Source organism: Rhodopirellula sp. SH410 (genome assembly GCF_055811895.1).
Map to the genome: position 1 here is coordinate 2,398,719 of NZ_CM147949.1, position 13,665 is coordinate 2,412,383.

6 protein-coding genes are annotated in these 13,665 nt (G+C 60.2%); 4 read left to right on the forward strand and 2 right to left on the reverse strand.

The genetic code is table 11. The features are described 5' to 3' along the window. The first annotated feature begins 417 nt into the window (after window positions 1–417). The 4 genes from SH410x_RS08940 (at window position 418) to SH410x_RS08955 (ending at window position 11,024) form a co-directional block, all read left to right on the forward strand. Window positions 418–1,188 carry an alpha/beta hydrolase gene (locus SH410x_RS08940; protein ID WP_473676164.1) on the forward strand — a complete coding sequence of 257 codons (771 nt, stop codon included), beginning with the start codon at window positions 418–420 and terminating at the stop codon, window positions 1,186–1,188. Beyond that, window positions 1,188–3,989, forward strand: a complete 2,802-nt coding sequence (locus SH410x_RS08945; RefSeq protein ID WP_473676165.1) for a BatA domain-containing protein — start codon at window positions 1,188–1,190, stop codon at window positions 3,987–3,989. Before SH410x_RS08940 ends, SH410x_RS08945 begins: the two co-directional genes overlap by 1 nt. Continuing rightward, window positions 3,989–6,439, forward strand: a complete 2,451-nt coding sequence (locus tag SH410x_RS08950; RefSeq protein WP_473676166.1) for a VWA domain-containing protein — start codon at window positions 3,989–3,991, stop codon at window positions 6,437–6,439. The genes SH410x_RS08945 and SH410x_RS08950 overlap by 1 nt, the downstream gene beginning before the upstream one ends. A gap of 1,690 nt (window positions 6,440–8,129) precedes the next feature. Continuing rightward, entirely contained in the window at window positions 8,130–11,024 is a 2,895-nt protein-coding gene (locus tag SH410x_RS08955; RefSeq protein ID WP_473676167.1) for a response regulator, read from the forward strand. A 151-nt stretch (window positions 11,025–11,175) separates the two neighbouring features. Here the strand turns inward: SH410x_RS08955 and SH410x_RS08960 are convergent, their stop codons facing one another. After that, window positions 11,176–12,267: a DUF3500 domain-containing protein gene (locus SH410x_RS08960; RefSeq protein WP_473676168.1), complete on the reverse strand. Its 1,092-nt coding sequence runs from the start codon at window positions 12,265–12,267 to the stop codon at window positions 11,176–11,178. Between the two features lie 101 nt (window positions 12,268–12,368). After that, a complete protein-coding gene (locus SH410x_RS08965; RefSeq protein ID WP_473676169.1) occupies window positions 12,369–13,397 on the reverse strand; it encodes a hypothetical protein in 1,029 nt (342 codons plus the stop codon). Window positions 13,398–13,665: the final 268 nt, after the last annotated feature.

The window sequence follows — 13,665 nt, forward strand, 5'->3', positions numbered from 1 at the left end:
TTTTCAACGAAGCGTCCGTGCCGAAGGAAGGTTCGGCAGCGACTGGCAACACCATTGGGGTATCATCGACCGGGATATCCCTTGCCCAGCCCGCACCTCTGCAGAGCTTCGCTCCGTTTTTCCTGGCAGGCCCCATCTAATTTCCCGGCAAGCCCCGACTAATTTCCTGGCAGGCCCCATCTAATCCTGTCAATCCAATCCCACCAATAAATCATTGGACACTTGAGGCGATCCTCCAAAACCTCCGGCGCACGCTTCCGTCGGATGATCCGTAAAAAATGAGGCGCCGAGCCTCCCCGAGGCTCGGGAAAGTGCTGTGGGTTCGCCTTTCCGAGCGGCCCGGGCGAGTGGGAGGCTGCCTGAATTGCTCTCTAGCGTATCTGGCAAGGGACACCGGGTTTCGCGTAACCTAGTGGCATGAACAAACCTAACCATTCGGCCGACGGATATGCCGCTCGGCCTCGCATCGAAACCATTGGCTCGCTCCGCTGTCTCGTCATCGACGGATCGGAGGAACCTCGCATTCCCGTGATCCTATGCCACGGCTATGGTGCTCCCGGTGATGACCTCGCCTCGTTGACGCCGCACTTAATTGAGTGGATCGGGCGAGATTCCGCCAAGCTGCAATTTGTCTATCCCGAGGCCCCCCACGATTTATCCGATGTGGGGATGCCGGAGGGCCGTGCCTGGTGGCAGCTCAACATGGGCATGCTGCAGGAGTTATTGCAAACAGACCGATTCGCCGAGTTGCACGACGAAGTGCCGCCGGGGCTCGACGAGGCTCGCGAAACCTTGCAGGCAACGGTCTCGGAGGTGTTGAGCCATTTCCCCGAGGGGACGCCGTATGTGCTCGGCGGGTTTTCGCAGGGGGCGATGCTGACGATGGATCTGGCGCTGCGCGGCGAAGTACGGCCTCCCAGCATCCTCGTTCAGTTCTCGGGAACGTTGATTTGTGAATCGCTGTGGAAGGCCAATTTATCGCGTTTGGCGGAGACACACGTCCTGCAATCACATGGGCGGATCGACCCGATTTTGCCATTCTCCAGTGCCGAGGCGCTGCGGGATCTGCTGCGTGGCGGTGAGGTGTCGGTTGAGTTCATGGCGTTCCAGGGACCGCACACCATCGAGACCGATACGCTGTTCCGGTTGGTCGAACGCCTCCGATTGTTGGCGGTATCGATCGAGTAATGGGTTTTCTCAGCGCGACATTGCTGTTGGGGACGTTGGCGGCGGGGGTTCCCGTCGCCTTGCATTTGTTGGTCCGTCAACCGCCCCGCCGCGTCGTTTTCCCGGCGGTCTCGTTTCTAAGGCAACGCCTGACGACCCAGAGCAGTCGGCTGCGTGTTCGTCGTTGGTGGTTGTTGGCGCTGCGGGTGCTCGCGCTGGTGGCGTTTGCGATTGTGTTGGCGCGGCCGCACATCAACGCGGCGACGTCATCGCAATGGCTCACGATCGGAATGCTATTTCTGGCTGCCGTTGGGTTGCTGGTGATGGCGTCGGGAGCGCTTTCACGCGGGCTGGCCCGATCGTTCGCCTGGACGCTCCTCGTCGCAGCCATTTTGCTGGGGTGCATCGGCGGGATCGTGGCAATTCGCGCCATCGCAAGCGGCGCGGGGCCACGGATCGAAGGCAGTGGTCCGATGGCGATCGCGATCGTGATCGACAATTCGCCTTCGTCGGCATGGCGAACGGGTGACGAGTTCGCCAATCCGGACGAACGCGGCGACGGGACCGATTTGGACGCAACCGATTTGGACGCGACGGATTCGGGCTTGAGTGAGGAGCTCCGCGAGCAGCAGGGGTTGGACCTTGCCGGCACAAGATTAGCCGTCGCCTTGATTCGTGCGGGTGAATTAATTGAAAGCCTGCCAGGGGGCAGCCGCGTCGCGATCGTCGACCGATCCGCCTCACCGGCGGGGTTCTCGCTCGACCCCAGGGCTGCCCTCGCACGGCTCGATCGCATCACGCCGCACGCGGTGCCCGAACCGATCGCCGAGCGGATTGCCGCGGCGGTCGAGCTCGTTCGCACCAGTGACCTACCGCATCGACAGGTCGTCGTGGTCTCCGATATGTCCGCAGCGAGTTGGGACGAGAACGTGCCCACGTCCACTGAGCGTTCGCCCGTGGCGGCCGACCAGCACGACGATGTGCCGATCAGCATCCTGAATGTTCACGAGCGGACAGCGTTTGATCGTCGCGGCGACCCGGCCAGCGGTGCGGCCGCGACCGCATCCTCGGCGAGTACGGCATCATCGATCAACCCCTGGATCTCTCCACCGCAAGTTGCCGAGGTCGCTCCCTCGCCCGGCTCCGCGATCCCCATTCGCTTCGATGTCGGCGTTTGGGCTGCCGGGGAAACGGCGGCGTCAGGCGACGCAGCCGGTTCCGGTGCAGCTTCTGGTGCACCGTCCGGTTTCGCCGCAACGGTGCAACTCAGTCTCTACGAGCGAGATCCGTCACTGCCGGTTGTCCGAGATGGTCGAATCGTGCTGCCGATGCTGCGAACGGTTGACCGGGCATCGGTCGAACTGGGCAATGCGACAGGCAAGGAGGTCTCACTGACACTACCGCCGTTGCCTCGCGGCACGCATCACGCGGTCGTCGAGCTGATCGGGCGTGATCGTTTCGAGTGGGACAACTTGCGTTTCGTGACCATCGAACTGCCCGCACCCCCGCATGTGCTGATGGTGGGCGATAATCGCGACGAAACATCGGTCGTGGCCGCCGCCATGACCGCCCCGCATGCGCCCAGCGATCCATCGGCGAGCTACCGCATTGAAACCGTGAACTATCGAGATCTCGTCGCTGTCGATTGGAAGCGATTCGACTTGATCGTGTTGATCGACCCACCGTTGCGTTTCAATGCGCCGGAGCAAACGATCGTCGGGGCCGCGGGCGGGATCACCACGGCAATGTGGAACGATATCGCCGGAGTGGTATCGCGGGGCGGTGGGTTGGTCGTCAGTCTCGGGCCCGCAACCGAGGTGCTCGGCGTGGGCAGCCGCAGCGATGACCTCCGCGCGGAAGTGTCGCCTACCGATGCACTGATCCCTCCCATCGTGCGTTCATGGCGAGTGCCGTCGCCGGGAACCTTTTGGCAGGTGACGGCGACTTCCCATCCAGTTTTTTCCTCGTTAATGCGACCGACCTCCCTACCGAATTGGAGTGATTTTCGTATTCGCCGGTACTGGCAGGTGAATGACGACGCCGCTGGCAAGACGGCTGCGGGCGGATCGGCGGCGTCTGTCGCGATGCCCGCGTGGGAGGTGATCGCGAGGTACGCGGGCAGTCCCGGCGCCGCAGCTGGCGGACATCCTGCCGTGCTCACACGACGTTTCGAGAATGGCCGGATCGCACTGACCACAACGCCGTTGCCAGCCCTGGGGCCCAACACGCGATCCTGGAACGATTTGTTTGGTGCGGCCGATGCATGGCCCGCGTTCATGACCGTACGCGGCATCGCCGCTTGGGCGGCGGGACTTGACCACGGCGAGACCACCATCCTCGCGGGACAAACCGCTCTGCTGCACGTGGACCAGAGCGTTGATGTTGACGTCGCTTCGACGAGCGGGGCAGCGATAAACGGCACGGCCGAGGACGCTCCGATGGTCGAGCTCTACGTACCGGGACAATCGAGCGGGCGGGCGATCGCGATTGAAGACTCGAGCGTGTTGATCGATGAGACCTCGATGCCCGGCACCTATTTTTTGCGGGGACCAGAACTGTGGAGCGGGCTGTCCGTGAATTTGCCGACGATTTGGTCCCAAGACGAAACCACGAAACTGAGTATCCTGCAACAGTGGTTCGGAGATGAGGGCTGGTCGATTGCCAACGATCTCAACGAGCTCTCTCTCCAAGCCGGTGGCCGGGCCGGAGCGGCTGTGTCGTTGCATGGGCCGCTGATGTTGTTGGCCGTGTTGGTCTTTTTGGCCGAACAGGTACTGAGCAATCGTTTTTATGGTTCGTTGCACGCTCCGGAGGCCGGGTGATGCATCTGAGCTATGACCCGATTTACGATTCAGGCGTCACGGGGCTGGTACTAACGGTGCTCGTCATCTCGCTGCTATTCTGGATCATGCCGACGGGGGTGCCACGACGCAAGCGGCGTGTGCTGATCGCCCTCCGTGCCGTCGCCGCGGCAACGTTGGTGCTGGTGATGCTGCGGCCATCGTGGGTCCGAACGGACAATCGCCCGGACGTCGCAACATTGGCAATTGCGATCGATGCGTCTCGCAGCATGACACTCGCGTCGGGGGATCAATCAGCCGGGAACCCGAGTGCCGCTCTGAATGCGCCCGGCGGGATCGGAGGTGCCGAGAATCGTTGGCAGCAACAACGTCGTGCACTCGATGAATTGGCCAGCGGGCTTTCGTCGCTCGATGACAACCTCAATGTGGCACTCTATCGCTTCGATACCGGGAGTGAACGGATCGGTAGCGGACCGGTTGGTCAAATGTCGGGGGTACTGGATTCACTGCGGGGCATCCAACCGGACGGTAGACTGACGAATTTGTCGTCGCCGTTGGAGTCGGCCGTTGCGACATCGCGATCGACACCCCTGGCGGGGATTGTTTTGGTCAGCGACGGCACCCACACAATACGGGGCGAAAGCGGTCAGATGATCGATCCCATGTTATCAGCGAAATGGGTCGCTGCGATCGGGGTCCCGTTGTGGACCGTGGCGTTGGGGCCACCCTCGGTGAGTAACCGGAGCCGAGATGTGGCTGTCAGCTCCCTGCCGGATACGTATCGCATGTTCACGGGCAACGAAACCGAGATCACATTCGACCTTCAAACGCGTGGCTACGAGGGCACACCGATCGAATTGACGGTGGTGTGGGTTAGCGACTCAGGCGCCCAGTCGACTGCGGCGACACGAACGATCACTCCCGATCAGGATATGTACCGCGAGCCGGTCAAGGTGCCCGTCATTGCACCGGAGCCAGGACAATATCGGTTGATTGTCGGCGTCCGATCGCCTGCCGGCGAGACCGATACAACGAACGATCAACAGCTCTCGTTTGTGGACGTGCGCGCCGGTGGCGGTCGGGTGTTGTATTTGGAAGGCACACCACGTTTAGAGCAACGGTATCTGCGTCGGGCGCTGCGGCGGTTCCCAGATTTGGAGCTCACCTATCGCTGGATTCCACGGGACACGTCATCGCGTTGGCCAATCGATTTGAATGATGATTGGCAGCCCGGCCAATTTGATGTGATCATTCTCGGTGATCTGCACTCGGCCGCGTTGGGCGACAAACAACTCGACCGTCTCGCCGATCTGGTGGCCGAGGGGACGGCACTGCTCACGCTCGGAGGCGAACGGGCATACGGCCCCGGCGGATACGCTGGCACTTCGCTGGCGAAGGTATTGCCCGTGCAAATGGACGAGGGATCGTCTCAGCCGCCCGGGGGGACACTTCGCGAGCCCGCTCGAGCACTGAGTCCTCGCGGTGAAGAGGTGTTGCTGCCCGGCCAATTGGCGGGCCCGGTGCCCCTTCAAATCGCGACCCCGCATCCGATCACCAGCATCAACGCGGACGCATCGAAAACGGACAGCGAGGAATGGGCAAACCTGCCCGCTATGCCTGGTGCGAACCAGTTCGCGGGCGTGAAGGTGGCCCCCGGTGTGCAGGTTTTACTCGACAACGGTACAGCCGTGCCGATGATGGTCGTCGGTGAATACGGGCAGGGACGAGTCGCCTCGCTGGCATTTGACTCCACATGGATTTGGTGGACGAGCGGGGCCAGTGAGTTCCATCGTCGGTTCTGGCGTCAACTCGTGCTGTGGTTGCTCTCACGGGAGGAGTCGACTGAGGGTGAGCTCGAATTGGCGATGACGCGGCGGCGAATGAGCACGTCGGAGAACAGCATTTTTACGGCCGCGCGTGTCGGCGGCGATGCCGCGACGGCGGAGTCGGCAACCTGGACCGCCGAAGTTATTTCAGACTCGGGAGAGGCCCGCCCCATCAATGTTTCCGTCACGAAGAGAAGCCTGGGGGAAGGGACACGCACCGAGGTGACCGGTGAAATCAAGGGGATTGCCTCGAACGCCCGCGGCGAGGACCACGCCGACGGATTGTCGCCGGGGATCTACCGGCTGCGCGTGCAGCTGAACGATGCAGGTGGCGAGGCAACGACGGCTGAGCTGCCGTTTCAGGTGATTGACGATACTCGAGAGCTGGCCGCTCGGAACACCGATCACGCGTTGCTGGACCGGTTGGCGTCGATGACCGAGGCATCGGGGGGCGCGTCGTTCCGCGCCGATCAAATGGAGGAATTGGTCGAGCGAATCGCGACTCAGCGGCGCCGCGCCGAACGAGTCGTTATCCAAAAGTGGCGGCTCGGCGACAGCACGCTCAGCGGTTGGATCGTGTTTATCGTGTTTGCGGGTTGTCTCTGCGGTGAATGGACATTGCGGCGGCGGTGGGGGCTGGCGTAGCGGCGTGTTGAACAAATGAGCCGAGTCGCGTGAGCGGCCGGGTAACACGCGGCACCCGATGCCAAACGGCATTCGGCTCAGATCAACACGCCGATTCGCGATCGATTCAATGGTATCTTTCGTGCCGCAGGCCGAAGAACAAATGAGCCGAGTCGCGTAAGCGGCCGGGTACCACGCGGCACCCGATGCCTTACGGCATTCGTCTGATATCAACACGCCGATTCGCGATCGATTCAATGTTATCGTTCGTGCTGCAGGCCGAAGAACGAATGAGCCGAGTCGCGTAAGCGGCCGGGTAACACGCGGCACCCGATGCCTTACGGCATTCGTCTGATATCAACACACCGGTTCGCGACCGATTCAATGGTATCTTGCGTGCCGCAGGCCGAAGAACGAATGAGCCGAGTCGCGTAAGCGGCCGGGTAACACGCGGCACCCGATGCCAAACGGCATTCGTCTGATATCGACACACCGGTTCGCGACCGATTCAATGTTATCGTTCGTGCCGCAGGCCAAAGAACGAATGAGCCGAGTCGCGTGAGCGGCCGGGTAACACGCGGCACCCGATGCCTTACGGCATTCGTCTGATATCAACACGCCGATTCGCGACCGATTCAATGGTATCGTTCGTGCCGCAGGCCGAAGAACGAATGAGCCGAGTCGCGTAAGCGGCCGGGTAACACGCGGCACCCGATGCCAAACGGCATTCGTCTGATATCGACACACCGGTTCGCGACCGATTCAATGTTATCGTTCGTGCCGCAGGCCAAAGAACGAATGAGCCGAGTCGCGTGAGCGGCCGGGTAACACGCGGCACCCGATGCCTTACGGCATTCGGCTCAGATCGACACGCCGGTTCGCGATCGATTCAATGGTATCTTTCGTGCTGCAGGCCGAAGAACGAATGAGCCGAGTCGCGTGAGCGGCCGGGTAACACGCGGCACCCGATGCCTTACGGCATTCGGCTCAGATCAACGTGCCGGTTCGCGACCGATTCAATGGTATCGTTCGTGCCGCAGGCCAAAGAACGAATGAGCCGAGTCGCGTGAGCGGCCGGGTAACACGCGGCACCCGATGCCTGACGGCATTCGTCTGATATCGACACGCCGGTTCGCGCTCGATTCAATGTTATCGTTCGTGCTGCACGCCGAAGAACAAATGAGCCGAGTCGCGTAAGCGGCCGGGTACCACGCGGCACCCGATGCCTGACGGCATTCGTCTGATATCGACACGCCGGTTCGCGATCGATTCAATGTTATCGTTCGTGCCGCAGGCCGAAGAACAAATGAGCCGAGTCGCGTAAGCGGCCGGGTAACACGCGGCACCCGATGCCTGACGGCATTCGGCTCAAATCAACACGCCGGTTCGCGATCCATTCAATGGTATCGTTCGTGCTGCAGGCCGAAGAACGAATGAGCCGAGTCGCGTGAGCGGCCGGGTAACACGCGGCACCCGATGCCTTACGGCATTCGGCTCAGTATCGCCGGTCGACCGGCGACTCGATCGACAGCCCGCAAACGGCCTATTCTCTGAGCGATGACACCGTCCCTGATCATCAACGTCGGTGTGGCCGACCCGAGCGGGGCACGCGATCGAGGCTCGGGAGTAAAGTGGCGATTCGAGTCCTGGTTAAGCCGAAAACGGCTACACTGTAGGCATTCTCCTGCTTCATGCTCCTGACGGTTAGTTAATGGACGCGAACCGACCGGCCTCCTCGATGTCCGATCAGGCGTCGACGCAACCCCTGATCGTCGGCATTGGAGGAGGCCCCGATTGCTGGCAGTTAGCCGCTCAACTCGCTGACGATCTCGCGGCAGAAGTGTCCTATGCCGGTTCGCCTGCTGAGGCCCCCGCGATTGTGTTCGCGATGAATCGTGACCGCACGTGCTCTTTGAAATGCGATACCGATCCCGCCGCGTCGATGCCTCTGCAACACATCAACCCGCCGGACTGCACCCTGGTGAAGTGGCGGGAGCTATCGGGTGGTGAGGAGATAACCATCGAAGCTGGGCACGTTTATGTGCCGGCAACCGGCTTTGCGCTGGAGATACGTCAGGGCAGGCTCGCGGCGATCGAACTTGCCGCCGTTGGGCGGGCGGCTCCCATCGACCATCTCTTGACGAGTTTGGCAACGTCGCAAAACCAGCATGCCATCGCGGTTGTCCTGGCGGGAACCGGGGCCGAGGGCACCGTCGGGCTGCGTGCCGTTCGTGACGCTGGAGGCATGACCATTGCTCAGAGTGCCCACACCATCGACGAGCGTGCGATGCCCCGCTCGGCCGCCGCGCTCGGGTGCGTCGATCATGTCTTGCCACCGGAGGAAATCGCAGCCGAAATCTGGAACCACGTGCTCCATCTGCTCGAGCAGCACGAAACCGAAACCGCCGCTCGCCGCTACCAACAAGACCTGTTTCGTTCAATTCACATCAAACAGCGACTTTACCAACAGCGGGCGACGGCCTTGGACCGCTCACGCCGCGGTGTGCAAACTTCGGCGGCCCAGGTAATTGAACAATTGGAATCCGAGCTGCAACGCACCCGCGCGGCTCTCGAACGCACCGTTGAAAAACTCGAAACGTCCAACGAGGAATTGAAGTCGTCCAATGACGAACTGCTCTCGATGAACGTGGAAATGCAGTCTGCCAATAGGGAACTCGAAACGTCCAAAGAGGAATTACGAACCAGCAACGAGATGCTCGTACGTAGTCACAACGACATTCAGTACCTGCAGAGAAGCACGCATATCGCGACGATCTTTCTCGATAACGAACTGCGCATCCGCAGCTTCACGCCCGCGGTAACGGCAATTTATGATTTGAACGATTCCGATATCGGACGACCGCTCTCCATTTTTGCGTCTGAAATCGACCCGCTGCCCGCCTTGTCGCTGCCCGACGATCTTGCCGATGATGCGGTGATCGAAGACACCCTCACGTCCACGTCGGGGCAGGTCTACATTCGCAGCATCATTCCCTATCACTCGCCGAGTGGTGACCATGATGGGATCGTGGTGACGTTCGTCAACGTGACCGCTCTGGCGGACGCTAAGTCTCGGTTGGAGCTCGCCCTGAGTGCCGGCGGCATGGCCGCGTGGGAGTGGACCCCTCATGCCACCTTCTGGACCTCGGAAGTCTATGAGTTGCTGGGGATCAGCAGCGACTCTCGTCCCGACGTCGATCTGTTTTTCGCATGCGTGCATCGCGACGACATCGAAAAAGTGAAGACGACGTGGCAGCAGGCAATCCATGAATCAAACGAATACGATTGCGAGTTTCGCGTCGTTCGTCCAGACGGCGAAATTCGCTGGCTGAAGGGGGTCGGTGAAGTGGTCCGAGACGGCGCGGGGAAGCTCATTCGCATGCACGGCCTGAATTGGGATTCTACGGAAGAACAGTTGCAAGCCATCGGACTTCGTGAAAGTGAGCGTCTGGCGACAGAAGCGAGTAAATCCAAGAGTGAATTTCTGGCGAATATGAGCCACGAAATTCGTACACCGATGACGGCGATCTTGGGCTATGCCGATCTGTTGCAGGAATTCATGGACAATGATGAAGCCAAGCAGTATCTGCAGACGATCCGTCGCAATGGTGCTTACCTGCTCGATATCGTCAACGATATTCTCGATCTGTCAAAGATCGAAGCTGGAAAACTGGACATCGAATCCGAACGATTTGACCCCTGCCAGGTTATCGAGGATGTCCGAGGGATCATGGAGGTCCGCGCTGCCGAACGGGGCCTCGAACTGTCCGTCGAGTACGACGGCAAACTCCCCACCACGATTACTTCGGACGCGATACGACTCAAGCAAATTCTGATTAACCTGGTCGGCAATGCCGTTAAATTTACCAGCGAAGGGCGCGTGAAAATTCGCGTGCGTCTCGATGCGTGTCAGCCCGTGTTGCATGTGGAAGTCGACGACACGGGGATCGGCATGACGCTGCACCAACAGAGGTGCCTGTTCCAACCCTTCTCGCAGGGTGACGCGACCGTCAGTCGCACGTTCGGTGGCACCGGCTTGGGGCTGGCCATTAGTCAACGTTTGGCCGCCATGCTCGGCGGCGAAATCCGCGTCAGCAGCACGGTGGGCGTGGGCAGTACCTTCTTTGTCAGTATCGCAACGGGCGACCTCGCCAATGTCCAACAGACGGAATACCCCCGCGAAACGCCGGCTCAATCGCTTGCTGAGCCTGCAGACGCGGGCGAACCAACACGATTGAACGGTCTCGTTCTCGTCGTCGACGACCGGCGCGACATTCGATTTCTCAGCAAACGACTGCTCACCGCAGCAGGTGCGAGCGTCGACGAATGTGAGGATGGTCAAATCGCGGTCAATTACTTCCGTGACTGCTTGCGAAGCGGCAAACATCCCGATTTGATTTTGCTCGACATGCAAATGCCCAACCTCGACGGCTACGAAACCGCGCGGCAAATCCGGAAACTCGGCTACCTCGGCCCCATTATCGCACTCACCGCCGATGCGATGCAGGGCGATATGAACGAGTGCCTCGAAGCCGGCTGCAACGATTACCTCAGCAAACCCATCGACGCGACGAGATTGCTAGAAATGGTCAAACGCTTCCAATGACCCGTCACCAAGCGATTTCAAATCATCCGTCTCCGGACACATTCCAATCACTCGTCGCTAACACTTCCAATCACTCGTCACCAACCGTAGCCACCGTCGCCAGACGGTGGAATCCACGTTCTGGCGAACGTGGTTACGGTCGATCTTTCGACTACTTAACGGGCAGGTCGAAGTCGCCTGTCAAGTCACGGTAGATGCAGTGAATGTGATTCGCAGGGTTGCCAGAGGGGTCCGACTGCGTGTTGTTAAACTCGATTAAAAATCGTTTACCGGTGATGCGGTACGCGTGGCCGATCCCAGGTTTCGTCGCTCCTGCCCATGCAAATCGCACTTGATCCCAACCATCGGATTGGATTTGGTCACGTCGTGCCGCGGCGACTTCCTCGGCGACCACGTTCACATGGGTCAACACGAGGTCGCGCATGACTGCTTGCTGGGCAGGCTCCAACTTTCCGAATTCGATACCCTGAGCAGGCCCCGGTGTGGGTTGGGCTTCGCCTGCAAATCGGATATCCGCGGGCGCGTCTTCCGCGAACATGGCGACTTCTTTCTGCTCATCGCTGAGAGACTGGATCAATTTGAAGCCCAGTTGCTCCTCGCGACTCAGTACCGCCGTGCCCTTGCCCAATGTCACGTTGGTTTTAGCCATGATGACCGCTGGGTTGGCTCCCAGAAACTGGGGGGTGCTGTCGAGCATCTGGCTACCGCGGCAAACAAAATTGAGCGACAGGTGGTGCCCTTCAAAACTCAACCCCCAGCGATTGGCTTCACTGTCGTCACCGGACGCGTCCGCCTTGCCTGGGGTCCCAAACAGCGTGACGAAATATTTCTGTGGATTGCGTTCGTTGCCACCCTTGCCCTTCTCGAGTTCGTTGAGCACTTCTTCGAGCAACATGATTTCGTTGGCCTTGCGATATCCAGCTTCGCTGAGCGCCGCTCGTACCAACCTCAGTGCGGCGGTGCGCTGCGCGTCGTTCATGTTCTCCAGCTTCAAGCCCTTGCGGGTATCCTTGGGGATAAAGTGCCAGCCGACTCGCGTGGGCGAGTCAAATTCCTGCATGGTTGCTTGTCGTTGAGCTGGATCGAGCGTTTCGAGGTAGGCGTTGGCGTAGGTCTGCATCTGCTTCGCAGGCGACTGGCCAAGGTCCAGCCCCGTGGCGGCCAGGGCGAGCAATCCCACGGTAGCGAGACCGGCGCGACGCGAGTGCGACACCAATGTTTTTGAAAGGCGGGGCGAATTCATAGGGCGGGGCTTCTTTGCAAGGAAGGGGGGGGGAATGGGGATGGAACGCGACAGTATAGCGTCACGCACTTCGCGCCGCCAACTGTTGCAATCCTTGGCGGTCAGTCGAGTCCGGAGACCGTCGCGGAGCTCTCGTCTTTTTCTGCTTGCATCGCTGCTCCCGGCCCGAGGTGATCTTCGACGATTGGTTCGCGGCCCTTCCGCGGGCTACCGGTAACCTCATTGAGCCACTGCCAAACTTGGTCGCGGTCTTTGCTGGGTTTGAGGAGCCAGCGATCGGTGTGAGCAGACTTGGCGGTTTCGTTTGGGAAACGGCCTAGGATCTCTTGGGTGTCGATATTGGCAAACCGGAATTGGCGTGAGTCTGAAAGAACAGACCGAACGAACTGCTCTGTCGTTGGATCATTGCCGTTTTGACTGACCCAGTAGGGACGGTTGCCCAATCTCGCCATGCGTTGCTCGGCGTGGTGCCGGTAGGTGTCCAGCGGCGACCCCCACGGGGTTCTCCATTCCTTCACTCCGTCGAAATGATCATGCGTGATAAAGGCAGTCCACAGTGAGGCGATTTCATCATCGTGCAGTCCCAGATAGTTGACGCCGATCGCACCTCGCGAGAATCCGCAGAGCAGGACAGCATCGGGCTGGGCACCAAATTGTTTGATGATTCGGGGGACATTCTGCTTCGCGTACTCAACGGTTGCTTTCTCGTCGCCCCACCACGTCACCTCGTTCGCTGTACCCGTGGAATTGATGTAGGGCAGCGAGACCCAGATGTACTGTCCGCCGGATAGGCCGTACCCCAATGCGGCATCCTCCGGCCTACCCGTTGAACCACTCTTTGGGAAATAATTGCCCGTGTACTCAAAGATGATGGGGCACGTGCTGTCGGGTTTCCAGTGCGGCGGAAGGAAAACCGTGTGCCTCACGTCGGTCCCAACGTACTCTGGGGCCGTCATTGCCACCCGCTTGCCCGCCGCCGGTGGACCTTCCGAGAGAGCCGGTATGGTCAACGCCTCCAACGAGGACGCCCGTTTCGAAAAATCCTCAGCCATCACGAGCCAGGACGTTCCGACGAGGAGTGCGAACGTCGCGGTCGCTAGGGAACGAGGGATCAGGGGTGTCGAAGACATGGGAAATCCAGGGGATAGAACACGTTCATTTTGGCTCATCCGACGGCAGGGTGCGCGGGAGTCCAGTGGACGGTTTTTTGAAGGCATCGCTCCAGTATCCAATCTGTTTTCAAAGATACCATTGGGGTGCCATCGACCGGGATATCCCTTGCCCAGCCCGCACCTCTGCAGAGCTTCGCTCCGTTTTTCCCGGCAGGCCCCATCTCATTTCCCGGCAGGCCCCGTCTCATTATCCCAGCAGGCCCAGTCTAACGCTGTCAATCCAATC